Source organism: Enterobacter sp. JUb54 (assembly GCF_014298075.1).
Taxonomy (GTDB): domain Bacteria; phylum Pseudomonadota; class Gammaproteobacteria; order Enterobacterales; family Enterobacteriaceae; genus Klebsiella; species Klebsiella lignicola.
In genome coordinates this window covers 1,571,383-1,596,725 of the sequence record NZ_CP060418.1, presented here as the reverse complement: position 1 = coordinate 1,596,725, position 25,343 = coordinate 1,571,383, and the positions used below count along the sequence as shown (strand labels likewise).

Genomic DNA, 25,343 nt, shown 5'->3' with positions numbered 1-25,343 from the left:
TAACGCTATGACAGAACAACAAAAGTTCACCTTCTCTCAGCTATTCCAGCAGCTTGATGGCCTGATGCTGCGTGACAGATCACGCTTCTCCCGTCGCCTGCACGGCGTGAAAAAGGTTAAAAATCCTGAATCCCAACAGGCCATTCTTCAGGAGATGGCGCAAGAGATTGAACAAGCCGCAGGGAGAGTCCTGCTGCGCGAAGCGTCGCGTCCGGCGATTACCTACCCGGAAAACCTGCCGGTCAGCCAGAAAAAACAGGAGATCCTGCAGGCGGTTCGCGACCATCAGGTGGTGATTGTCGCCGGGGAGACCGGTTCCGGTAAAACCACTCAGTTGCCGAAAATCTGCATGGAGCTGGGGCGCGGGGTAAAAGGGCTGATTGGCCATACCCAGCCGCGTCGTCTGGCGGCGCGTACCGTCGCCAACCGTATTGCCGAAGAGCTGCAAAGCGAGCCGGGCGGCTGCATCGGCTATAAAGTCCGCTTTAGCGATCACGTCAGCGACAACACGATGGTGAAGCTGATGACCGACGGTATTCTGCTGGCGGAAATCCAGCAGGACCGGATGCTGATGCAGTACGACACCATCATTATCGATGAAGCGCACGAACGCAGCCTCAATATCGACTTCCTGCTCGGCTACCTGCGAGAGCTGCTGCCGCGTCGCCCGGATCTGAAAGTGATCATCACCTCGGCGACCATCGACCCGGAACGCTTCTCGCGCCACTTTAACAATGCGCCGATTATCGAAGTCTCCGGGCGGACCTATCCGGTGGAAGTGCGCTACCGGCCGATTGTCGAAGAGGCGGACGATACCGACCGCGACCAGCTGCAGGCGATTTTTGACGCGGTGGATGAGCTGGGTCGTGAAAGCCCGGGCGATATTCTGATCTTTATGAGCGGCGAGCGCGAAATTCGCGACACCGCCGACGCGCTCAATAAGCTCAATCTGCGTCATACCGAAGTGCTGCCGCTGTATGCGCGGCTGTCGAACAGCGAGCAAAACCGCGTCTTCCAGTCCCATAGTGGGCGGCGCATCGTGCTGGCGACCAACGTCGCCGAAACCTCGCTGACCGTGCCGGGCATCAAGTACGTTATCGACCCCGGTACCGCGCGTATCAGCCGCTACAGCTTCCGTACCAAAGTCCAGCGCCTGCCGATTGAGCCGGTGTCTCAGGCCTCCGCCAACCAGCGTAAAGGCCGCTGCGGCCGCGTGTCGGAAGGGATCTGTATTCGTCTCTATTCCGAAGATGATTTCCTGTCACGGCCGGAATTCACCGACCCGGAAATTCTGCGCACCAACCTGGCGTCGGTCATTTTGCAGATGACCGCCCTGGGGCTGGGCGACATCGCCGCGTTTCCGTTTGTCGAAGCGCCGGACAAGCGCAATATTCAGGACGGCGTGCGGCTGCTGGAAGAACTCGGTGCCATCACTACCGATGAACAGCAAACCGCCTACAAGCTGACGCCGATGGGCCGCCAGCTGAGCCAGCTCCCGGTGGATCCGCGTCTGGCAAGAATGGTGCTGGAAGCGCAAAAACAGGGTTGCGTGCGCGAAGCGATGATTATCACCTCGGCGCTGTCGATTCAGGACCCGCGTGAACGTCCGATGGACAAACAGCAGGCTTCCGACGAGAAACACCGCCGCTTCCACGATAAAGAGTCGGACTTCCTGGCATTTGTGAACCTGTGGAACTACCTCGGCGAGCAGCAAAAAGCGCTGTCTTCGAACCAGTTCCGCCGCCAGTGCCGCACCGATTTCCTCAACTATTTGCGGGTACGCGAGTGGCAGGACATCTACACCCAGCTGCGTCAGGTGGTGAAAGAACTCGGGCTGCCGATTAACAGTGAACCGGCGGAGTATCGCGAGATCCATACCGCGCTGCTGACCGGGCTGCTGTCGCATATCGGTATGAAAGATACCGACAAGCAGGAGTTTACCGGGGCGCGCAATGCACGTTTCTCGATCTTCCCGGGTTCCGGTTTATTCAAGAAACCGCCGAAGTGGACGATGGTCGCCGAGCTGGTGGAAACCAGCCGTCTGTGGGGACGCATTGCCGCACGTATCGACCCGGAATGGGTCGAGCCGGTGGCGCAGCATCTGATCAAACGTTCCTACAGTGAGCCGCACTGGGAGCGGGCGCAGGGCGCGGTCATGGCTACGGAGAAAGTGACGGTTTATGGCTTGCCAATCGTCGCCGCCCGTAAAGTGAACTACAGCCAGATTGACCCGGCGCTGTGCCGCGAGCTGTTCATCCGCCACGCGCTGGTGGAAGGTGACTGGCAGACCCGGCATGCCTTCTTCCGCGACAACCTCAAGCTGCGCACGGAAATCGAAGAGCTGGAGCACAAATCGCGCCGCCGCGACATTCTCGTCGATGACGACACGATGTTTGAGTTCTACGACCAGCGCATCAGCCATGAGGTGATCTCGGCGCGCCACTTCGATAAGTGGTGGAAACAGGCCAGCCGCGAGACTCCGGACCTGCTCAACTTTGAAAAGAGTATGTTGATCAAAGAGGGCGCGGAGCAGGTCAGCAAGCTGGACTACCCGAACTTCTGGCATCAGGGCAACCTGAAGCTGCGGTTGAGCTATCAGTTTGAACCGGGCGCCGACGCCGATGGGGTGACGGTGCATATTCCGCTGCCGCTGCTGAACCAGGTGGAAGAAGCCGGGTTCGAGTGGCAGATCCCGGGCCTGCGCCGGGAGCTGATCATCGCGCTGATTAAGTCGCTGCCGAAGCCGGTGCGCCGCAACTTTGTGCCGGCGCCGAACTACGCCGAGGCATTTTTAGGCCGCGTGACGCCGCTGGAGCTGCCGTTGCTGGATTCGCTGGAGCGCGAGCTGCGGCGGATGAGCGGCGTAACCATCGACCGCGAGGCCTGGCACTGGGATCAGGTGCCCGATCACCTGAAAATCACCTTCCGGGTGGTGGACGACAAGAATAAGAAGCTGGCCGAAGGCAGTTCGCTGGCGGAGTTAAAAGCCTCGCTGAAAGGCAAGGTGCAGGAGACGCTGTCGGCGGTTGCCGATGACGGTATCGAGCAGAGCGGGCTGCATATCTGGAGCTTCGGGCAACTGCCGGAAAGCTATGAGCAGAAACGCGGCAACTATAAGGTGAAGGCCTGGCCGGCGCTGGTGGATGAACGTGACAGTGTCGCGATCAAGCTGTTTGATAATCCGCTGGAGCAGCAGCAGGCGATGTGGCAGGGGCTGCGACGACTGCTGCTGTTGAATATTCCTTCTCCGATCAAGTACCTGCACGAGAAGCTGCCGAACAAAGCCAAGCTGGGGCTCTACTTTAACCCTTACGGTAAAGTGTTGGATCTGATTGATGACTGTATCTCCTGCGGCGTGGATAAGCTTATCGACGAAGCGGGCGGCCCGGTGTGGAGCGAAGAAGAATTCGCGAAACTGCACGACAAAGTGCGCGCCGAGCTGAACGACACGGTGGTGGAGATTGCCAAACAGGTCGAGCAGATCCTGACCGCGGTGTTCAACATCAATAAACGCCTGAAAGGGCGCGTGGATATGAGCATGGCGCTGGGGCTGTCGGATGTTAAAGCGCAGATGAGCGGGCTGGTGTATCGCGGCTTCGTCACCGGCAACGGTTTCCGCCGGCTCGCTGATACCCTGCGTTATCTCCAGGCTATTGAAAAACGGCTGGAGAAAATGGCGATTGATCCGCACCGCGACCGGGCGCAGATGCTGAAAGTGGAGAGTGTCCAGCAGGCCTGGCAGCAGTGGCTGAATAAGCTGCCGCCGGGGCGTCGTGGCGATGAGGGTGTGCAGGAGATCCGCTGGATGATCGAGGAGCTGCGCGTCAGCTTCTTCGCCCAGCAGCTCGGTACGCCGTATCCGATTTCCGATAAGCGGGTGCTGCAGGCGATGGAGCAGATTGTCGCGTAAGCGATGCCCGAAACCTGCGCACTTCCCCCGGTGGCGCTGCGCTGACCGGGCTACGGGTGCTGCGTTGGCCTGTAGCCCGGACAGGTGCGAAGCACCGCCTCCGGGGCGCGTGGTGATGAGGAAGTGCAGGAGATCCGCTGGATGATTGAGGCGTTGTGCTTCAGCGGTGCCAGCAACCTGCGCACTTTCTCCGGTGGCGCTGCGCTGACCGGGCTACGGGTGCTGCGTTGGCCTGTAGCCCGGACAGGTGCGAAGCACCGCCTCCGGGGCAAGGTTACCGAGCGTTCACCCACGCCAGGGTGAAGCCGTCCCAGCCTTTGCTGCCAACGGTTTGCAGCGCCGTGACCGTCAGGCGCGGGTCGCTGGCCATCATCTCGATAAAACGCCGTACCCCCTGCACGCGATCGTCGTCGCTGTGGGGGTTCACCACCTCACCATCACGCACCACGTTATCGCCGATAATCAGCGTTCCCGGCCGGGAATAGCGCAGGGCCCAGCGCAGATAATCGGGGTTACTGGGTTTATCCGCATCGATAAAAATCACATCGAACGCAGGACAGTCGCCGAGGGATTCCAGGGTTTGCAGCGCCGGACCTTCCCGCAGCGTGACCCGGTCGGCCACGCCTGCCAGGCGGAGGTTTTCCCGCGCCACCGCGGCATGATGTGGATCGGCCTCCAGCGTCAGCAAAGTGCCATCTTCAGGCAGCTCGCGGGCCATCCAGATGGTGCTGTAACCGCCGAGCGTGCCAATTTCCAGGACCCGGCGGGCACGTACCATACGGATCAACAGCGCCAGAAATTGACCCTGGTTGGCGGCAACGTCGAACGCGGGCAGTCCGGCGCGTTGGTTGTTTTCCAGCACCTGAGCGAGCACCGGGTCGTCAGGAATTAACGCATTAACAAGATAGCTATCTACAGCAGACCATTTTTGTTGCATAAACGATTTCCTGCGTTACGTCCCTGATGAGTCAGACCAGCCACCTCCCAGTGCCCGGTACAAATCCACCTGCGTCAACAGCAGGTTGTTCTTCACCTGCACAACGCTAATCTGCGTGGCGAACAGCGTCCGCTGGGCATCCAGTACGTCAAGATATGAGGAGTAGCCGTTGCGGTAGCGGTTCTGCGCAATACGTAGCGTTTCCTGCGCAACCTCCTGCTGGCTGAGTAATTCGGTTAACTGCTCGCCATAGCGGGTGATGGCATCAAGGCTGTCATTTACTTCCCGAAATGCACCGCGCACCGTTTTCTCATAACCGTACAGCGCCTGGTTGCGCTGCGCCATCGACACATCAACCTGAGCATTCAGCGCCTGTCGGTTGAGCAGCGGGGCGAGAATACTGCCGCCGACGCTCCAGAGCCGGAGCGGGTTATCGAGCAGGTCTGGCAACGTCCGGTCCTGCAGGCTCCCGGTGGCGGTCAAATTGAGCGACGGCAGCAACTGCGCCTGTGATGAGGCGAGCGTCGCATCGGCGGCAATCAGTTGCCGCTGGGCCTGGACGATATCCGGTCGACGGTTCAGTAGCGTAGACGGCAGCTGCGATGGCAGGACGAGGGGTGTCAGTTGGGCGAACGCTTGCCGCTTAATGTTGCCGGGGTTACTACCGATCAGCACGCTCAGGGCATTCTCCTGTTGCGCAATCTGATGCTGTAGCGGCGGGATCTGCGAGCGTGTCGAACGCAGTTCCGAGTCGGCCTGCATTAATTCCAGCCGCGACGTATAGCCGGTCTCAAACTGGCGTTTGGCCAGCTTGTAGGCATCTTCACGCGATTTCAGCGTCTGCTGCGTCACCTGCAGCTGATCGTCCAGCGATAGCAGGGTCAGATATCCCACGGCCACCGAAGTGGCGACGGTGAGATCGGCGGCCGCAGCGGCGGCTTTTTGCGCCTCCAGGCTCGCCTGTGCGGCGCTGGCGGCGCTGCGGTTAGCTCCCCAGAGATCCACATCATAGCTGGCGGTTAATCCACCTTTATAGACCGTACTGTGTATGGGCAGGCCGGTTGCCGCAGACTGCGCCCGCGCGCGAGTGCCGGTCAGTCCGGCATCCAGCGACGGAAACAGCGTGCTGTCGGCGGCATAGGCCCGGGCCTGATACTCGTTAACCCGTTCGCGGGCGATCAGGACATCGCTGTTGTAGCGTAGCGCCTGATCAACATAGTGGTTAAGCTGGCTGTCGTGAAAGTTGCGCCACCATACACCTTCAACCGTACTGGCTGGCCCGATATCAGCGCGCCAGGCGGCCGGGATCTGTAATGACGGCTCGGCACGCTGAACGTCCGCTGATTGACAGCCGAGCAGAGCGAGCGCCAGCGCGAGGGTGAGCGGGCGAATCATGGCTGCGCTCCCTCACGAGTATCAATAGTGACCTGCACCGACATCCCAGGACGCAGCCGGGTGCTGTTCTTCTGCCCCTCATTTACGGCGATACGCACCGGAATTCGCTGTGCGATTTTGACGAAGTTACCGGTGGCGTTATCCGGGGAAATCGCGCTGAATTCAACCCCGGTCGCCGGGGAGATGCTCTGAACGGTGCCGTTGAACGTTTCGCCGTTTAGCGCATCAACGCTAAAGGTCGCGGCCTGGCCGATACGAATTTGCGCCAGTTGAGTCTCTTTCATATTCGCAATCACCCAGTGCTGCGGCGGCACCAGCGAGGTTAAGTGGGTGCCGGAACTGACGTAGGCACCGAGGCGTACTGAAATCTGTCCGAGCTGGCCGGCGGTGGGCGCGACGATCCGGGTGTTGTTCAGGTCGATCTCCGCCAGCTCCAGCGCGGCATGAGCGCTGGCAACATCGGCCTCCAGCGCATCGCGGTTAACGATAGTCGATTGCCGATCCTGGCGTGACATCTCCAGCGTCGCCTTTGCCTGTTCGATATCGGCGGTACCCTGCGCCGCGCTGGCCCTGGCGGAATCGCGTTCGCGAATGGATAACGATCCGTCGGCGGTCAAATCCTGAACGCGCTTTAAGTCCGCCTGGTTTTTCTGGTTCTGCGCACGGGCATTTTGCAGCGCGGCTTCATTGCGCTGAATGACCGCCTCCGCACTTTTGCGTTGCTGAAGGTTGTTGTTTAACGCCGCCTCTTTCATCGCCAGCGTCGCCTGCGCCTGATGAACGCGCTGTTTGTAGATCCGATCATCAATCTGGAACAGTACCTGTCCCGGCTTAACGTAATCAAAATCCTGCACGTTCACAGCCGTCACATAGCCACTGACCTGAGGGCTGATAAAGGTAGTTTGCCCGCGAACATAGGCGTTATCGGTAAACTGACTGTGCCGGGTAAACGGCGGCAGCTGCCAGGCGTATAAAATCACAAGTACGCCGATGAGGCCGATGGCGGCGGCGGTAAAAATGGATACTACGCGGATATTGTTGCGGGTGTTGGCCTGTTGCCTGGCCGCATCCTGCTGACTCATAACGACTCCAGAGTAAAAATTATCAGTGTTATTTGCTTCCCGTTGCGCGTTTCAGCGCGATATGGGCGGTAATACGCAGTCTTATCAACCGCCAGAACACCCAAATAAGCGTTCCGGCGGAAATCGCCGCGGTCAGAAGATAGGTATCATTGTAGGCAAGAATATTAGCCTGCAGCGTCGAGGCGTTTTGCAGCAGCGTGCTGGCCTGTACGCTCAACAAGGTGCTGTCGCCAATCTGGTTTTGATACAGTTGGCTATATTGCTGCAGGCGCTCGGTAATCAACGGATTCAGCGTGGTCAACTGGTCGGCCAACTGGCTGGAGTGAAATTTCTCCCGCCAGGTCTGGAAGGTCCCGAGTATTGCCGAGCCGAGCAGTCCGCCGATGTTCTGGCTCATGCCAAACAGCACCGAAAAACTCACCAGGTTACGCGGGTCGGCAATGACGCCGCCGATCCCCGCCAGCATCGCCGGGGCAAGGAAAAAGGCGCTGCCGAAGCCGAGCAAGAACTGGCTGAACATCAGCTGCTCCGGACGGGTCAGAATAGTGGACTGGCTGTCGAGCAGCGAGGCGACCATGATAAACGCCAGCGCGGTGGCGATAGGCCAGTAGAGCCGCTGCGGATTCAGGGTCAGGCAGCTGGCAACAATCCCACTGAGAATACCGGCGAAAATCGACCACGCGAGGGTGTTCATCTGCTCGTTTTGCAGGCCTGCATACTGTAGCCAACCGATAACCCCGGTGTTTTGCTCCGCAAGCACGATACGGATCAACAGCATAATCAGTCCCAGGCGCAGGATACTGCCGCTGGAAAGCCAGTGTGTGTTAAGCAGCGGGTTGCTTCGGTTGTGCTCAAAGACGATAGCCGAAACAATAAGCACCACCGCGCCGGCTAACGACCAGCCAATCCACGGGGCTTCAAACCACCAGTCAAGACGCCCCAGCGAGAGGACGGCGCAGACCAGTGCCATGCCGGGTGCCAGCAGCATAAAGGTGATGAAATCCTTTTTCTCAAACACTTTTTGGCGATCGCTGGGCGGCAGCTTCAGGGCGATCACGCAGGCAAGCGAGATCAGTGCCAGCCCCAGCTCAAAAAAGTAGAGCCCGCGCCATTCATCGATCTGTAGCAGCTCGGTGGAGAACAGGCGAGCAATAGGGATGGCCAGTGACGATCCGGTAATGCCAATGGTCAGCGCTTTCAGACGATGGCGGGCGGGCCAGGCCTGAACCTGATAGTAGATACCCAACGAGCTAAGCGCCGCTGCCACCATGCCGTGGGCGGCCCGGACCATGATAGCCGAGCTGAGATCGTTAACGAAAAGGTGGAAAAAGGTCACCAGGACATACAGCACCAGGAAGCCTTCAGTAAAGGCGCGCAGGCCGAACTGCTGGCGAAATTTCACCAGCAGCAGGTTGATCGATACGTTAGTCATAACGTAAACGGCTGGCAGCCAGGCTATCTCCGTCGACCAGGCGGCGAAAGTACCCTGCAGGTTTTGCAGGTTAGCGGTGACCACCGCATTACCCAGTGCGCCGGTCAGGCAGACCAGCAGCCCGACAATACCGTAGGCAACACGTTTTGGGGGGCTGTGAATGGGCGTTGACGGCGAACCGAGCAGGGCGGGTTTTTCGTGCGCTGCCCACTCGTGAGGCACATAGGGGTTACTCTTGCGACGTGGCATTACTTTTTCTCCACCTCGCGCAGCAGTTTTTCCAGCACCCGCTGGGTTTGCTCGCGCTCCTCGGCAGTGAGGGTGCTGAGGATCTCTTCGCGCAACGCGTCCGCAACGGCTTTGACCTGGAGATAGACCTCAAGTCCTTTTTCCGTGGCGACCAGCAGACGCTTGCGTTTATCGCGCTCGGTGATGACGCGCTCGACCAGCCCCTGTTCGACAAGGCGATTGACCAGCGGGACCACGGTGGCGCTTTCTACGCCAAGCTCCTGGGCAAGCTCAATTTGCGAGAGCGGATCTGCGTTGCGGGCAATGGCCGCAACTGCGACCCAGCTCGCCTGGCTCATACCGAGGTCTTTTAAGCGACGATTGACCGCCAGCCGCCAGTGGTGGGCCGTGAGATACAGGAGATGGGAAAAGGTAAGCTGCCGGTTATCCATAGTGTCTTGACATCAGGTAATTATAAAATAGTTAGAGCTCTAATGATTCTATTCCTGATAGAAAGAGAAATTCAAGGGAGAGGCTAAAAAATGGTTAACGCTGCGTGTGCTTAGCAAGAGGAATACGCAACCACTGCGGGCAAAAAAAAGCCCGGGCCATGGCCCGGGCATTGATCAACGGAAGAACTTAACCCGGATAGATACCGCGATCTTTACGCGCCATCAGGATGCGTTCACAGGCCACGATATAGGCCGCCGTGCGCAGAGAACACTCTTTCTCAGACGCTTTTTCGCACACGTGGATGGTCGCATCGGTCATGATACGGTCCATTTTGGCGTTGATCTCTTCTTCGCTCCAGAAGAAGCTCGCCATGTCCTGCACCCACTCGAAGTAGCTGACGGTCACGCCGCCGGCGTTACAGATAACGTCCGGCACCACGACCACGCCGCGCTCGGCCAGCACATCATCCGCTTCCGGATAGGTCGGGCCGTTTGCCCCTTCCAGCACCAGCTTACAGGTCAGCTTCTCGGCACGTTCGCGCGTGATCTGGCCTTCCAGGGCGGCAGGGATCAGAATATCCATCTGGGTGGTCCAGAAATCATCTTTATCGATTTCACGGGCGCCCGGGAATCCGGCAATCTGTTTCTTCTCGGCCTGCCATGCGGTCAGGGCCGCCATATCAATGCCGCCTTCGTTATACAGAGTGGCGGTATGGTCCTGGATCACAACGATGCGAGCGCCGACGCCAGCAAACAGACGGGCTGCTTCGCTACCGACGTTACCGAAGCCCTGCAGGGCCACTTTCGCGCCTTCGATTTCAATCCCGAAACGACCAGCCACTTCACGACCGCTAATAAAGACGCCGCGACCGGTGGCTTTTTCACGACCCAGCGAACCGCCGAGGTGAATCGGCTTGCCGGTGACCACGCCGGTAATAGTGGTGCCATGATTCATGGAGTAGGTGTCCATCATCCACGCCATCACTTTACCGTTGGTGCCGACGTCCGGCGCCGGGATATCTTTCTGCGGCCCGATAATCAAACCGATCTCACTGGTATAACGGCGGGTCAGGCGTTCCAGTTCGCCTTCGGACAGGCTGAACGGGTCAACGCGCACGCCGCCCTTGGCTCCGCCATACGGAATATTGACTGCGGCACACTTGATGGTCATCCAGGCAGAAAGTGCCATCACTTCATTCAGGTCTACATCTGGATGGTAGCGAACACCACCTTTACCCGGTCCACGCGATAGATTGTGCTGTACGCGATAACCTTCGAAATGGCGGATGGAGCCATCATCCATCTGCACCGGGATATCGACGATCAGCGCGCGTTTCGGGTGGCGTAGGGTTTCAACCCAGTAGGCGAGATCGCCCAGGTAAGGCGCGACGCGGTCGATTTGGCGCAGGTAGGTTGTCCATGGAGATGTAGTACTTTCAGATGCGTAAGATAACTTTTCCATAAGAGTCCTGTTCTTAATGTTTTTTGTTTCGTGTAAAACCGTGGAATACATACAGCAGTAAACTCTGTGCAATGAATCTTATCACCAATTTTATAAACCGGTATTTGACCGCCGTTGCGAATTTTACATTTTTGTTAGAATTTTGGTTTTTTGATTGCATAAATAAGCACGGCAAAGTACCGCCATATCGTGCATCGATATGCATATTTTATGCAGTTAAGTGAATAGGCAAATAATTTTTCCATATTTATCATTATCTTGATAGCTATCAAAAAGTGAATAAAATGCAGGTGGGTGTATTGACTTTATTGTGTGTCCCGGTCCAGCATGAGAACACGCAACACACAAGGTATTAACTGTGAATTAACAAATACCCACAAATATAAAAAGGCTTTATTTGATTGCGGTGAATTTACATTCATCGTAACGGGCGCGCTCGTCATCAAATCAGGGCCGGGGAATTGTTAATGTCGACCACCCCTGACTGGTCAATAAATTCAGGCCAGTCATCGTTCCGGAGAATTGTTATGTCAGGCTGTATGACTCGTGAAGATTTTAATGCGTATATGGTGCCCTGTTTTGCCCCGGCTCCTTTTATTCCGGTGAAGGCGGCGGGTTCAACCGTTTGGGATCAGCAGGGGAAAGACTATATCGATTTGGCGGGCGGGATTGCCGTCAATTCACTCGGTCATGCTAACCCGGCGCTGGTGGCGGCGCTAAAGTCGCAGCTCGATAACCTGTGGCACATCGGTAACGGCTACACCAACGAGCCGGTACTGCAGCTGGCCAAAACGCTGGTGGAATCTACCTTTGCCGACAAAGTGTTCTTCTGCAACTCCGGTGCGGAAGCCAACGAAGCGGCGCTGAAGCTGGCGCGTAAATACGCCCACGATAAATGTGGTCCCGATAAAAGCGAAATCATCGCCTTCCAGAATGCCTTCCACGGCCGCACCCTGTTTACCGTGACGGTCGGCGGTCAGCCAAAATACTCCTGTGATTACGCGCCGCTGCCGCAGGACATTACCCATCTGCCGTATAACGACATTGCCGCCGTGAAAGCCGCGATCTCGGACCGCACCTGCGCGGTGATCGTCGAGCCGATTATCGGGGAAGGCGGCGTGAGACCGGCTGACCCGGCATTCCTGCAGGTGCTGCGCGAGCTGTGCGACCAGCACGACGTCACGCTGATTTTTGATGAGGTACAGACCGGTGCCGGACGTACCGGGTCGCTCTATGCCTACCAGCACTACAATGTGATCCCGGATATTCTCACCAGCGCGAAAGGGCTTGGTGGCGGCTTCCCGATTGGCGCGATGCTGACTAAAGAGGCGTGGGCGCAGGTTTTCCAGCCGGGCACTCACGGCACCACCTTTGGCGGTAACCCGCTGGCGGCAACGGTCGCCAACGGCGTGCTGGCGCAGATGGATAGCGAACTGCTGGCCGGGGTCAACGTTCGTCACGATCTCATCGTCGAAAAACTGAATGCCCTGAACGCGCGTTACGATCTCTTCAGCGCGGTGCGCGGAATGGGGCTGTTGATTGGCGCCGAGCTTGCCAGCCACCTGCGCGGTCAGGCCAAAACGCTGACTAACCTCGCGGCGGAAGAGGGGCTGATTGCGCTGATCGCCGGGCCGGACGTGCTGCGCTTTGCACCGGCGCTCAATATTCCGCTGGCGGATATTGAGGAGGCTTTTGTGCGCCTTGAGCGCGCCGTCGCCCGCCTGACAGCCTGATCCGGGAGACGGTTTATGATGCTATTTCGTCCCGTTCGGGAAAATGACCTCGACGATATTATCCGCCTCGCGTCGCGGGCGGGTGTCGGTATGACCTCGTTACCCAACGATCCCGTGCGGCTGGCCGCACGGATCCAGCGCAGCGTGGAAACCTTTGACGGCAAGCTGTCGCGCGGCCAGCAGGGCTTTCTGTTTGTGCTGGAAGATACCCACGCCGGTCGGGTGGTGGGCGTCAGCGCTATCGAAGTGGCGGTGGGGCTGGATGAGCCGTTTTACAATTTCCGCCTGCAGCGCACCGTCCGCGCCTCGAAAGAGCTGGGGGTCTATAAAAACCAGGAGCTGCTCAACCTTAGCTATGACCATACCGGTCACAGCGAGCTGTGTACGCTGTTCCTAGACCCGGAATACCAGAAAAACCGCAACGGTCTGTTCTTATCTAAGGCGCGCTTCTTATTTATCGCCGCCTTCCGCGAACTGTTTTCGCCTCATCTGTTTGCTGAGCTGCGCGGACGCAGCGACGAGCAGGGCAATTCGCCGTTCTGGGATGCGCTGGGGCACCACTTTTTCGACATTCCCTTCGCCGACGCCGACCGTCTGACCGGCACCGGCATGAAGACCTTTATTGCCGAGCTGATGCCGGCGTACCCGATCTACGTGTCGCTGCTGCCGGAAAACGCCCGGGCGGTGATTGGTGAAGTGCATGCCAACACCTCACCGGCGCGGGCGATTCTGGAAAAAGAGGGATTCAGCTGGCGAGGATCGGTGGATATTTTCGATGCCGGCCCGGTGCTGGAGGCGGAAACCGACGCCATCAGAGCGGTCAGCGAGAGCCAGTTCATTCCGGCGCTGCAGCTGAAGGCCTCGGGGTCGTCGCCGCTGATTGTCGCCAATAACCAGTTTGCCCAGTTCCGCGCGGTGCTGCTATCGCCGGAAGACCAACCTGAACTTAACCAATCCATGCTGGATGCGCTGGCGGTCAATGATTCCGAGCGGGTCCATGCGGTGACTTTACACCCGGAGGCAAGAACATCATGGCGCTAAATGCACAGTTTATCGCAGGACAATGGTTGCAGGGCGCCGGCGCGCTGCTGACGAAGCTGGCGCCAGAAGACCAGTCGCTGTTATGGCAGGCCGCCAGCGCGGGTGCGGCGGATGTTCAGGCCGCCTGCAGCGCCGCCCGTGGTGCCTTTTACGCCTGGTCCCACCGGCCAGTGACCGAACGTATTGCCTGTGTTCAGCGCTTTGCGGCACTGCTGGAGAGCGAAAAAGAGCAGCTGGCGACGTTGATTTCCCGTGAAACCAGCAAACCGCTGTGGGAAACCCGCACCGAAGTGCAGGCGATGATCGGCAAAGCCGGGATCTCGATTGAGGCTTACCACGAACGTACCGGCCAGCGCGAAACGGCGATGCCGGACGGCAAAGCGCTGCTGCGCCATAAGCCGCACGGCGTAATGGCGGTGTTTGGCCCCTATAACTTCCCCGGTCATCTGCCGAACGGCCACATTATTCCGGCGCTGATTGCCGGCAATACCGTGGTCTTCAAGCCGAGCGAACTGACACCGGCTACCGCAGAACTGACGGTGCAGCTGTGGCAGCAGGCCGGGATCCCGGACGGGGTGATCAACCTGATTCAGGGTGGCAAAGAGACCGGCCAGGCGCTGCTGGAAAACCGGGATATCGACGGCGTGCTGTTTACCGGTAGCGCTTCGGTCGGGTTCCATTTCCACCGTTACCTCGGCGGCCAGCCGGAGAAAATGCTGGCGCTGGAGATGGGCGGCAATAACGCGCTGATCGTCGCCGACGTGGCCGACAACGACGCGGCGCTGAATGTGATTATTCAGTCGGCCTTTATCTCTGCCGGGCAGCGCTGCACCTGCGCGCGTCGGCTGCTGGTCCCGCGGGGTGCCGAGGGTGATGCGCTGCTGCAGCGGTTGGTTGAGGCCAGCGCCCGTATCCGGGCTGGCAAATGGGATGCCGAGCCGCAGCCGTTTATGGGCGGAGTGATCTCGCTGACGGCGGCGCAGGGGATGCTGGCGGCGCAGGACAAGCTGGCCGGACTGGGGGCAACGGTGTTGCTGCGCATGCAGCAGCCGGACCCGCAATCGACGGTATTAACGCCGGGCATTATCGACGTCACCGGGATTGATGTTCCTGATGAAGAGTACTTCGGTCCGCTGCTGACCGTTATCCGCTACGACGCGTTTGAGGAGGCGATACGCATTGCCAACGCCACCCGTTACGGGCTGGCGGCGGGGCTGATCTCCGCCGACCCGGCGCTGTTTGAACGCTTTGCCGATGAGGCGCGGGCCGGGATCGTCAACTGGAACAAGCCGCTGACCGGCGCCTCCAGTAAAGCGCCGTTTGGCGGCGTGGGCGCCTCGGGCAACCATCGTGCCTCGGCGTGGTATGCCGCCGATTACTGCGCCTGGCCGATGGCCTCGTTGGTCAGTGACACGCTGACGCTGCCGGCGACCACGTCGCCTGGCCTGCCATTCTGATAACGGATCCTGAGAGGACACTATGTCTGGTTTTGAAGCTAATTTTGATGGCCTGGTCGGGCCAACGCACCACTACGCCGGGCTGTCGGTCGGTAACGAAGCCTCGCAAAACAACCGTGACGGGGAGTCGAACCCGAAGAAAGCGGCGTTGCAGGGGCTGTTTAAAATGAAAACCCTGGCGGATAAGGGCTTCATTCAGGGGATTTTACCGCCGCAGCCGCGACCGAATATGACCGCGCTGCGCGCTCTGGGTTTCCAGGGCAGCGACGCCGAGGTTATCCAGAGCGCCGCGGCACAAGCGCCGCAGCTGCTGTCGGCGTTTAGCTCTGCGTCATCGATGTGGACCGCCAACGCCGCGACGGTATCGCCTTCCGCCGACAGCGCCGACGGCAAGCTGCATTTTACGGTCGCCAACCTGAACAACAAACTGCATCGCTCGCAGGAAGCACCGACCACCGCGGCCATTCTGCGTGCCACCTTTGCTGATGAAACCTGCTTCAGCCACCACGCCGCGCTGCCGCAGCATGAGTATCTGGGGGATGAAGGCGCGGCTAACCACAACCGTTTTTGTCGCGACTATGATCGCCAGGGCGTCCAGTTTTTTGTCTACGGCAAGCGCGCCAGCGGCGGCGTTGCGCCGGTGAAATATCCGGCCCGTCAAACCCTGGAGGCCAGCCAGGCCATCGCCCGGCTGCATCAGCTGAACCCGGACTATACCGTTTTCGCCCAGCAGGACCCGGCGGCTATCGACCGCGGCGTGTTCCATAACGACGTCATTGCGGTCAGCAACCGTCACGTGCTGTTCCACCACCAGCATGCCTTTTTAAATCAGCAGGCAGTGCTGGATCAGCTGCGGGAGAAGACCGCGCGGCTGGATATTCCGTTTACCAGCGTTGAAGTGCCGCAGGCGCAGGTCAGCCTCGACGATACCGTGGCCTCCTACCTGTTCAATAGCCAGCTTCTGAGTAAGGCGGACGGCAAAATGTTGATCGTGGTGCCGGAAGAGTGCCGCCAGCGCAGCAACGTCTGTCAGTATCTGAGCGGGCTGGTCAGCGACAGCGCTTCACCTATTAATGAAGTGGCGGTATTCGACCTGCGCGAAAGTATGCGTAACGGCGGTGGCCCGGCGTGTCTGCGTTTGCGGGTGGTGCTCAACCATCGCGAACTGGCGGCGGTTAACCCCCAGAGCCTGATGAATGATGAGCGTTATCAGCAACTTACCCGCTGGGTTGAAAAACACTACCGTGACCGGCTGCACGCTCGCGACCTTGGCGACCCGCAGCTGCTGGGCGAGGTGTACCAGGCCCTCGATGAACTGACGCAAATTTTAGGTCTGGGGTCGGTCTATGACTTCCAGCGCTAAGGGGCCTGCAATGGAAAAGTGGGTGAACGATTTACATCACTGTCGCCTGTCGAGCTGGCCGTTTCCGCCGGATATCGAGGCGCGCTGGCTGGCGGATGGCGTGCTTCAGCTGCTGCCGGTGAAGCCGTGGAGCCAGGCCACGGTGGTGTCGGCGGGGATCCACGGTAACGAAACCGCACCGATTGAGATCCTGCTGCAGGTAATGCACGGCCTGAGCGAAGGCCAGCAGCCGCTACAGCATGCGCTGCTGCTGATCTTCGGCAACCTGCCGGCGATGCGCGCCAGCCGTCGTTACTGGCATTACGACCTGAACCGCCTGTTTGGCGGGCGGCACCGTGCCGTGGCGCCGGGTAACGAGTCGCGGCGCGCGCAGGAGCTGGAAAGCGTCGTGGAAGCCTTCTTTACCACGGCGGACAGCCAGGGCGCGGTTCCGCGCCAGCATCTGGATTTGCATACCGCCATTCGCGGCTCGCGCTACCGGCAGTTTGCGCTGCTGCCGGCTCACGACGGCGATTACGGTGCTGATTTTTACCAGCTGTTGCAGGCCAGCGGAATGGACGCCATCGTGCGCCATACCGAACCGGGAGGCACCTTTACCCACTTCACCAGCGAGGTGTTTGGCGCGCAGAGCGCTACGCTGGAGTTGGGTAAAGTCATGCCGTTCGGGGAGAACGACCTCGCGCTGTTCGCCGCCACCGAGACGGCGATCCGCGCGCTGATTGCCGATGCGCCGCTGCCCGCGAGGGCGAAAGCGCCGGCGGACTATTTTCTGGTGCAGGAGAGCATCATCAAGAGCGATCGCGATTTCACGCTCAACCTGGATCCGAAAATTGAAAACTTCACCGCGCTGCCCGCCGGGTATGAGATTGCCCGCCAGCCGGAAAGAACGTGGGTGGTTCAGGCTCACGCGCCGTACATCTTATTTCCGAATGCGGGAGTGGCGACCGGTCAACGTGCCGGTTTGTTACTGAAGTCTGCCGCGCCATGCCTTTCTTTGCCTGCCTGAAGGAATCGACATGACTCAACATCAACGCGAGGGGCAGACCACGTCTGCCATCGAGGGGGAGCGCCCGTCGCAGCTCAAACGCGGCCTTGGCGCCCGGCACATTCAGATGATTGCGCTGGGCGGGGCTATCGGGACAGGCCTGTTTATGGGGGCGGGAAGAAATATTGCCGTAGCGGGGACCTCGATCCTCGTCATCTATGTGCTGGTGGGCTTCTTTACCTATATGGTGATGCGGGCGATGGGTGAGGTGCTGCTCACCCGGATGGACTATCGCTCCTTCGCCGATTTCGTCGGCGAGTATCTCGGCCCGCAGGCCAGCTTCTATCTGGGCTGGACCTACTGGCTGAGCTGGGTGGTGACCTGCATCGCCGACGTGGTGGTCTGCGGCAGCTACATGCAGTACTGGTTTCCCGAGATGTCGGCCTGGATGCCGGCGCTCAGTACCCTTGGGATCCTGTTCCTGTTTAACCTGCTGTCGGTGAAAATGTTTGGCGAGGCCGAGTTCTGGTTTGCGCTGATCAAGGTGATTACGATTATTGCGCTGATTATTACCGGGGCGTGGATGATCGCGATTGGCTGGACCTCGCCGGACGGGGTGAAAGCCTCGCTGAACCATATCACCGACCCGGCGGTGTTTATGCCGCACGGCGTTACCGGGTTCTTCGCCGGTTTCCAGATAGCCATATTCTCCTTCACCGGGATTGAACTGCTCGGCACCATGACCGCCGAAACCCGCGACCCGCAGAAGATTTTACCGAAGGCGATCAACGCGCTACCGCTGCGCATTATCATTTTTTATCTGCTGTCGATGGTGGTGATTATTGCCGTGGCCTCCTGGCCGGGCGTCTCGCCGGATGCCAGCCCCTTCGTGACGCTGTTTGCCAACGCCGGGCTGCCGGCAGCGGCGGCGGTGATCAACTTTGTGGCGCTAACCTCGGCGATGTCATCGGCCAACAGCGGGGTCTACTCCAGTACCCGCATGCTGTACGGTCTGTCAGTGGAAAAGCACGCCCATGGTCAGTTCCGCATTCTGTCTCGCTCCACGCGGATCCCGGTGCGCAGCCTGCTGTTCTCCTGCTTCTGCATGCTCAGCGGTACGCTGCTGCTGTTCCTGGTGCCGAACGTGATGACCCTGTTCACCATCGTGTCGACGCTGGCGGCGATTATGGTGGTGTTCAGTTGGGGAATGATTCTGGTGGCCTATCTGGTGTATCGCCACAAGCGCCCGGATCTGCATCAGCAGTCGACCTTTAAGATGCCGGCGGGCGTGGTGATGAGCTGGGTGAGCCTGTTGTTTTTCGCCTTCGCCATCTTCATCATGATTTTCGACCCGGACACGCTGAAAGCGCTGCTGGCGACGCCGTTGTGGTTTATCGCGCTGTGGCTGTGCTGGAAGATCAAGCATAAGCGGGAAGGGCAACGCCAGCTTGAGAGGCTCAACGTCTAGCGCTACGCCTGGAGCAACGCCGACAACAGCAGGACTGTTGTCGGCGTTTGTTTCATTGATTATCGATTTTTTACAGCTGACCGGCCTGGGCAACCGGGGTTGCCGGGGTCTGCTTCAGACGGCTGGCGCAGAAGATAGCGATCAGCGAAATCACCACCGTACCGCTCAGATACCATGCCACCGGCACCCAGTCACCGTCATATTTCGCCAGCAGTCCGGTGGCGATAAGCGGAGCCGTTCCGCCCGCCAGCGCCGCGCCAAGCTGATAGCCCAGCGTAATCCCGGTGTAGCGTACGTTGGCGCTGAAAATTTCCGAACACAGGGTTCCCAGTACGGCGGTTACCGGCGCCCACAGCACGCCGAAAGCAATCACCGTGGCTAACACAATGCCCCAGGTGGTTTGGGTATCCAGTAGCAGGAACCACGGAACGATAAACAACCCGAGCAGCAACACGCTAATGGAATACATTTTCTGGCGGCCGATTTTATCGGAAAGCAGCCCCATCAGCGGGATCATCACCGTGGCCACCAGCGCGCCAAGGGTCACGGCCTCCAGCGCCTGAGATTTTTGATAGGTCAGGGTGTTGGTGGCATAGCTGACAATAAAGGTCGAGAAGATATAGAACGGGGCGGTTTCGACAACTTTCAAACCGGCGGCAATCAGCACTTCGCGCCAGTGGAACTTGAGGGTATCGCGCAGCGGCGCTTTCGCCACCTGACCAGATTTTTTGACCTGCTTAAAGGCCGGTGTTTCATCGATATCTTTACGGATCCACAGGCCCAGCAGCACCAGCACCGAGCTTAACAGGAACGGAATACGCCAGCCCCAGGAGAGGAACTGCTCTTCGCTAAACAGCGTCATCAGAGAAACGATAAAGGTCGCCATCAGCATGCCGATGGTGACGCCAGCCTGCGGAATACTGCCGAAAAAGCCTTTGCGCTTTTCCGGGGCATATTCGTAAGCCAGCAGCAGGGCGCCGCCCCATTCGCCGCCGATCCCCATCCCCTGGACGATACGTAGGGTAATCAGCAGCGCCGGCGCCCACAGGCCGATCATCTCATAGGTGGGCAGCAGTCCGATGGCCACCGTAGCGCCACCCATCAATGACAGCGTCAGTACCAGCGTTTTTTTACGTCCAATCCGATCTCCAATGTGAGCGAACAGCACCCCTCCGATAGGGCGAATAAAGAAGGTTAATGAGAACGAAAGCCATGAGAGAATCAATCCGATGACCGGGTCGACCATCGGAAAGAAAATCTTATTGAACACCAGCGCCGCCGCGGTGCCATAGAGGAAATAGTCGAACCATTCGATGGCGCTACCAGTGAGACTGGCAATCAGCACCTTCTTGTTTTTTTTAAGGATGGATGTGGTACTGCTATCGTGTATTGTCATTATTCACTCGACTCCGCCATGGACGTAACGTTCCAGGTAGCACCTGCGGTGATTGAGGTGCAACCTGACACCAGAAAAGGTTGTGTAATTGTTAAGCAACTTAGGGTGGAGTGTTATTTTTAGCAAGTCATCAGACGAGTTAATCGAGTGAAAACAGCGGTTTTATGCCCTATATCACACGGTGTTTGTTCTATCTTGTGCGTATTTCTGCTGTTTAATGGCGTCATCGTGGTGAGTTATTCAGGTGCAACCCGATGATTTTTAGATGTTTCTTGTTATTTCTTTTTTGTTACACATTGCCGTCAATATACCGATGGCCCCAGGAAGGGTTTACGAAGTGGTGACACCTCGGGACCCAATAAGTAGTCATAAAAAGGAGTGAGTATGACAGAGCATTTTCCAACCCTCGCGGAAGAGACACTCGAGGCCGCTAACCTTGTGGGACAATGGTTGGCGCTTGACGATTTCAGTGTGCAGCAACCGCTGCCCGCTATAGATGTAGTGGTTCTAGCGGGTAATGCCGTGATCCCAACGATAGATACCGCCTGTCTCTTAGCGTTACAGAGCGGGGCGCCGCTGCTAATCAGTGGGGGGATCGGCCATTCAACATCTTTTCTCTATCAGGCGGTACAGCAGGATCCGCGCTATCGCGAGCTGCCGGTGGACGGTCGCCCGGAAGCGCATATCCTCGCCGATATCGCGCATCAGTTCTGGCACACTCCACGGGAGCAGCTGGTGGTAGAAGACCGCTCCAGCAACTGCGGTGAGAACGCGCTATTTACCCGTCAGACCCTTGAGGCGCGCGATATGGTGCCGCGTTGCGGCGTAGTGATTCAGGACCCGACCATGCAGCGACGCACCATGGCGACCTTTGCCCGCATCTGGCAAGACGCAGCGGCGGCTCCGCAGTGGTTCAGTACCCCGGGCTTTACGCCGCGCCTGTACAACACGCCGCAGGGGGTTGCATTTAGCCATGAGGTTGATGGCGTGTGGCCGGTCGGGCGTTACCTGTCGCTGATCCTCGGAGAGCTGCCGCGCCTGCAGGATAACCCGCAAGGTTATGGTCCGCGTGGTAAAGGCTTTATCGTTCATGTCGATATCCCGGCGCAGATCGTTGCCGCCGGGGAACGTCTGCGTGCAGACAGTCTGCTGACTGAAGCGCTGCAGGCGCGCACGCTGGCGTGATGACTGCCCGTTTGCGAGCGTTTTTTCGCAAACGGGCAGCTCTTGTTGCCAGAATGTAATTTCCTGGCCGTGATCAACGGCGTTTTTTATGAACTGATTCACAAAACCGCGCGTATGCGCTGGGTTTATTACGTTCCGTGGATAAATTTTTAACAAAACAATTACTTGTTAAAAACACTAAATCTACAGGAGCAGGCCATGACAGCACCCGTTCAGCATCAGATGTATATTGATGGTCAGTTTGTTGCCGGGCGCGGTGACGCCTGGATCGATGTGCACAATCCGGCGACCGAAACGCTGCTGTCGCGCATCCCCGATGGCACGGCTGACGATGCGCGTCGGGCAATTGACGCCGCTGAACGCGCACAGCCAGCCTGGGAAGCGCTGCCGGCGATTGAGCGTGCCGGCTGGTTGCGTAAAATTGCCGCCGGGATCCGTGAACGCGCCGACGATATTGCCGGGCTGATTGTCGCGGAAGGTGGCAAAATCCAGCAGCTGGCGGCGGTGGAAGTGTCGTTTACCGCCGATTATCTTGAGTATATGGCTGAGTGGGCGCGCCGCTATGAAGGCGAGATCGTCCAGAGCGACCGTCCGGGCGAGAACATCCTCGTATTCAAACGCGCATTGGGAGTTACTACCGGAATTTTGCCGTGGAACTTCCCGTTTTTCCTGATTGCCCGCAAACTGGCGCCGGCGCTGATCACCGGCAACACCATCGTCATTAAACCAAGCGAATTTACCCCTAATAACGCCGTCGCTTTTGCGCAGATTGTCGATCAGATTGGCCTGCCGAAAGGGGTCTTTAACCTGGTGCTGGGCCGCGGGGAAACCGTTGGTCAGGAACTGGCGGCCAACCCGAAAGTGGCGATGGTCAGCATGACCGGCAGCGTTGGCGCTGGCGAAAAAATCATGGCCGCGGCGGCGAAAAATATCACCAAAGTGTGTCTTGAACTGGGCGGTAAAGCTCCGGCTATCGTGATGGATGACGCCGACCTTGAGCTGGCGGTAAAAGCGGTGGTCGATTCGCGGGTGATTAACAGCGGACAGGTCTGCAACTGCGTTGAGCGGGTGTATGTGCAAAAAGGCATTTACGATCGTTTCGTCAATCGTCTGGGCGAGGCGCTCAAAGCGGTGGCGTTTGGCGACCCGAGCGTGCGCGACGATATCGCGATGGGGCCGTTGATCAATGCCGCCGCGCTGGAGCGCGTCGAGCAGAAAGTGGCGAAAGCCCTGTCACAGGGGGCGCGTCTGGCGCTGGGTGGTAAAGCGGTGGCGGGGCAAGGGTACTTCTACCCACCGACTCTGCTGCTGGATGTACGCCAGGAGATGGACATCATTCACGAGGAGACCTTTGGCCCGGTGCTGCCGGTGGTGGCGTTCGACACCCTGGAAGAGGCGCTGACCATGGCCAATGACAGTGATTATGGCCTGACCTCGTCCATTTATACCCGGGATCTGAATGTCGCCATGAAAGCGATTAAAGGGCTGAAATTCGGCGAAACCTACATCAACCGCGAAAACTTTGAAGCGATGCAGGGCTTCCATGCGGGCTGGCGTAAATCGGGGATCGGCGGCGCTGACGGACGTCATGGCCTCAACGAATACCTGCAAACTCAGGTGGTCTACCTGCAATCGTAAGCATCGCCGTGTGGGGAAAGAAAAGCGGATAGCCTGGCTATCCGCTTTTTGCTTTCAGGGCGCCGCTAGCGGGCAAATTTATCCAGTACGCGAATCAACTGGGTGACAAAACCGTATTCGTTATCGTACCAGGCAACGGTTTTCACCAACTGGACGTCGCCGGCTTCGGCGATTTCAAGCTGGGTGGCGTCATAGATCGAGCCGAAATGGCTGCCGATAATATCGGACGAGACAATCTCTTCTTCGGTGAAACCGAAAGCGTCGTTGTTCTCGGCCGCACGCTTCATGGCCTGATTGACCTCTTCGGCAGTGACTTTTTTCTCAAGGATGGAGACCAGTTCAGTGACCGAGCCGGTTTTGGTCGGCACGCGCTGGGCGTGGCCCTTGAGCTTGCCGCTGAGCGCCGGGATCACCAGGCCAATCGCTTTTGCCGCCCCGGTGGTGTGCGGAATGATGTTTTCCGCCGCCGCGCGTGAGGCGCGTAAATCCTTGCCGCGCGGGCCATCCACCAGAGACTGGGTACCGGTATAGGCGTGGATCGTGGTCATGGTGCCGAGCTTGATACCGAAGGCGTCGTGGAGCACTTTAGCCATCGGCGCCAGGCAGTTGGTGGTGCAGGAGGCGACGGAAATAATGGTGTCATCGGCGGTCATGGTGTCGTCGTTGACGTTAAAGACGATGGTTTTCATGTCGCCGGCCGGCGCGGAGATCAGCACTTTTTTGGCACCCGCGTCGAGGTGAGCCTGGGCTTTTTCGGTCGAGGTGTAGAAGCCGGTGCATTCGACAATCAGCTCTGCGCCCACCGTTTTCCACGGAATGTTTTTGGCCTCTTTTTCCGCATAGACATTGATGGTTTTGCCGTTCACAATCAGCGCGTTATCCGTAAAATCAACGCTCCACGGGAACGGGCCGTAGTTCGAATCATGCTTTAACAAATAGGCCAGCACTTTCGGCGAGGTGAGATCGTTGATCGCCACCACCTCCAGCGGGCTGTCAACTTCCAGCAAACGGCGCAATACCAGACGTCCAATACGACCAAAGCCATTAATTCCAAGTTTGCTCATGTAAAGCCTCCTGACAGGATGGAGTGTGAGGTTGAGGGTATACAAGACACACCAGGCATACGCCAGGAATGACGAATCGGCAACCCGGCTTGCAAAGCGCTGGCAAGCCGGCGAGGCAAAAGTGGCTGAATATTCAGGGACACAGGCTATGTCGCGGGGCGGAAAAAAATTTTGTTGCTGTCTGATACCCGCCGCATATTGGCGATGGTCATGGGGAAGAGGCCGCATGCCTTGCTAAGTGTCCGCTTCCCCCGTATTTTGGCTCTTTCCGGCCGCTCGCGGCATTGATGGTGGTGGTGAAGAGGGATCATGGAACGTTTATTTGTCTACGGGACCCTGCGTCCGGGTCACGAGAATGCCTTTATTCTGGAGAATATCGGCGGTGAATGGCTGACGGGCCAGGTGAAAGGCACCTTTTACGCGCGCGGATGGGGCGAGGCGGCGGATTTCCCCGGCATCGTGCTCGATCCTGACGGCGCGCCCGTCGACGGCTATCTGTTTGTCTCCGATAAGCTCCCGGCGCACTGGCCGATGCTGGATGCGTTCGAAGCGGGCTACGATCGCGTGACGGTCACGGTGACCACCGCGACAGGGGAGCAGGTGACCGCATGGGTGTACCAGCTTCAACCGCGGGTCGGGCCGGCACAGTAACCGCAAATGTGAGCTCCCGGCGCGGCGTTGACAGCAGCAACGTCGCGCCGGGCCGCGAATATAACCATCAGCAATCAGCATTCTTTGTTAGTCTCCCATATATAAAACATATGGATATTGCTGTTTGCAGTCTATAGCTCACCGGCGTTCCCACAATTACTATCAACACTATTCGGGCACCCTATTTATGCCGACGAATGCATCCTGAAATATCTTCTGAAAAACCCACTTCTCGATAATTAACCTCATCGAGGGGTATTGCTGTTTTTAAATGTTGGATGCGTTAAATGATGATCGCAAATGTGCGAGCGCTGTTGAAAGGTTGTGATAACGTTAAATGCCTCTTTGTTTATTGATTGTGAGCGGTCTCTGCTGGTTCACATTGTGCAAATTATTCACGTGGTTATTGGGAGAGGGGAAATTAGCCCCTTGTATCTTCGCATTTATATTTATTGTAATGGCCT

General features: G+C 58.2%; 19 protein-coding genes. 11 read left to right on the top strand and 8 right to left on the bottom strand.

Annotation, left to right across the window (positions count from 1 at the left end):
* Positions 1–7: 7 nt before the first annotated feature.
* The gene (gene hrpA / locus HF679_RS07305) at positions 8–3,910 is read left to right on the top strand and encodes an ATP-dependent RNA helicase HrpA (RefSeq protein WP_187042791.1); all 3,903 of its coding nucleotides are present in this window, start codon (positions 8–10) and stop codon (positions 3,908–3,910) included.
* 84 nt (positions 3,911–3,994) lie between these two features.
* Positions 3,995–4,213: a hypothetical protein gene (locus tag HF679_RS07300; RefSeq protein WP_187042790.1), complete on the top strand. Its 219-nt coding sequence runs from the start codon at positions 3,995–3,997 to the stop codon at positions 4,211–4,213.
* Here HF679_RS07300 and HF679_RS07295 read toward each other — a convergent pair.
* The 6 genes from HF679_RS07295 to HF679_RS07270 form a co-directional block, all read right to left on the bottom strand.
* Entirely contained in the window at positions 4,185–4,847 is a 663-nt protein-coding gene (locus HF679_RS07295; protein WP_123754125.1) for an O-methyltransferase, read from the bottom strand. The genes HF679_RS07300 and HF679_RS07295 overlap by 29 nt on opposite strands.
* Before the next feature lie 15 nt (positions 4,848–4,862).
* The gene (locus HF679_RS07290; protein WP_187042789.1) at positions 4,863–6,242 is read right to left on the bottom strand and encodes an efflux transporter outer membrane subunit; all 1,380 of its coding nucleotides are present in this window, start codon (positions 6,240–6,242) and stop codon (positions 4,863–4,865) included.
* Positions 6,239–7,324, bottom strand: a complete 1,086-nt coding sequence (locus HF679_RS07285; protein WP_123754127.1) for an HlyD family secretion protein — start codon at positions 7,322–7,324, stop codon at positions 6,239–6,241. The genes HF679_RS07290 and HF679_RS07285 overlap by 4 nt, the downstream gene beginning before the upstream one ends.
* A gap of 28 nt (positions 7,325–7,352) precedes the next feature.
* On the bottom strand, positions 7,353–9,005 hold the full coding sequence (locus HF679_RS07280; protein ID WP_123754128.1) for an MFS transporter: 1,653 nt from the start codon (positions 9,003–9,005) through the stop codon (positions 7,353–7,355).
* The gene (locus HF679_RS07275; protein ID WP_123754129.1) at positions 9,005–9,436 is read right to left on the bottom strand and encodes a MarR family winged helix-turn-helix transcriptional regulator; all 432 of its coding nucleotides are present in this window, start codon (positions 9,434–9,436) and stop codon (positions 9,005–9,007) included. Before HF679_RS07275 ends, HF679_RS07280 begins: the two co-directional genes overlap by 1 nt.
* 187 nt (positions 9,437–9,623) lie before the next feature.
* Positions 9,624–10,898 (bottom strand): Glu/Leu/Phe/Val family dehydrogenase, encoded by a 1,275-nt coding sequence (locus tag HF679_RS07270; protein WP_123754130.1) that lies wholly within the window; start codon positions 10,896–10,898, stop codon positions 9,624–9,626.
* 527 nt (positions 10,899–11,425) lie between these two features.
* Here HF679_RS07270 and HF679_RS07265 point away from each other — a divergent pair.
* From HF679_RS07265 to HF679_RS07240, 6 genes are read left to right on the top strand one after another with little or no spacing between them, the layout of a single operon-like run.
* On the top strand, positions 11,426–12,631 hold the full coding sequence (locus tag HF679_RS07265) for a bifunctional succinylornithine transaminase/acetylornithine transaminase (protein ID WP_123754131.1): 1,206 nt from the start codon (positions 11,426–11,428) through the stop codon (positions 12,629–12,631).
* Between the two features lie 18 nt (positions 12,632–12,649).
* Positions 12,650–13,672 (top strand): arginine N-succinyltransferase, encoded by a 1,023-nt coding sequence (gene astA / locus HF679_RS07260; RefSeq protein WP_187043039.1) that lies wholly within the window; start codon positions 12,650–12,652, stop codon positions 13,670–13,672.
* Complete coding sequence (gene astD / locus HF679_RS07255; protein WP_123754133.1) at positions 13,663–15,129, top strand: succinylglutamate-semialdehyde dehydrogenase; 1,467 nt, start codon at positions 13,663–13,665, stop codon at positions 15,127–15,129. The genes astA and astD overlap by 10 nt, the downstream gene beginning before the upstream one ends.
* Before the next feature lie 22 nt (positions 15,130–15,151).
* Positions 15,152–16,492, top strand: coding sequence for an N-succinylarginine dihydrolase (gene astB / locus HF679_RS07250; RefSeq protein WP_187042788.1), 1,341 nt, complete (start codon positions 15,152–15,154; stop codon positions 16,490–16,492).
* 10 nt (positions 16,493–16,502) lie between these two features.
* Positions 16,503–17,498 carry a succinylglutamate desuccinylase gene (astE, locus tag HF679_RS07245; RefSeq protein WP_123754135.1) on the top strand — a complete coding sequence of 332 codons (996 nt, stop codon included), beginning with the start codon at positions 16,503–16,505 and terminating at the stop codon, positions 17,496–17,498.
* A gap of 10 nt (positions 17,499–17,508) precedes the next feature.
* Positions 17,509–18,945 (top strand): amino acid permease, encoded by a 1,437-nt coding sequence (locus tag HF679_RS07240; RefSeq protein WP_187042787.1) that lies wholly within the window; start codon positions 17,509–17,511, stop codon positions 18,943–18,945.
* Between the two features lie 70 nt (positions 18,946–19,015).
* Here HF679_RS07240 and HF679_RS07235 read toward each other — a convergent pair whose 3' ends face one another.
* Positions 19,016–20,341 (bottom strand): MFS transporter, encoded by a 1,326-nt coding sequence (locus HF679_RS07235; protein ID WP_123754137.1) that lies wholly within the window; start codon positions 20,339–20,341, stop codon positions 19,016–19,018.
* Between the two features lie 384 nt (positions 20,342–20,725).
* Between HF679_RS07235 and HF679_RS07230 the strand changes: the two genes are divergently transcribed.
* Positions 20,726–21,526: a YdcF family protein gene (locus HF679_RS07230; protein WP_261802985.1), complete on the top strand. Its 801-nt coding sequence runs from the start codon at positions 20,726–20,728 to the stop codon at positions 21,524–21,526.
* A gap of 198 nt (positions 21,527–21,724) precedes the next feature.
* The gene (gene aldA, locus HF679_RS07225; protein ID WP_123754139.1) at positions 21,725–23,164 is read left to right on the top strand and encodes an aldehyde dehydrogenase; all 1,440 of its coding nucleotides are present in this window, start codon (positions 21,725–21,727) and stop codon (positions 23,162–23,164) included.
* A 65-nt stretch (positions 23,165–23,229) separates the two neighbouring features.
* Here the strand turns inward: aldA and gap are convergent, their stop codons facing one another.
* Complete coding sequence (gap, locus tag HF679_RS07220; RefSeq protein ID WP_187042785.1) at positions 23,230–24,228, bottom strand: type I glyceraldehyde-3-phosphate dehydrogenase; 999 nt, start codon at positions 24,226–24,228, stop codon at positions 23,230–23,232.
* A 309-nt stretch (positions 24,229–24,537) separates the two neighbouring features.
* Here gap and HF679_RS07215 point away from each other — a divergent pair, with 309 nt between their 5' ends.
* Entirely contained in the window at positions 24,538–24,879 is a 342-nt protein-coding gene (locus HF679_RS07215; RefSeq protein ID WP_123754141.1) for a gamma-glutamylcyclotransferase family protein, read from the top strand.
* Positions 24,880–25,343 lie beyond the last annotated feature (464 nt).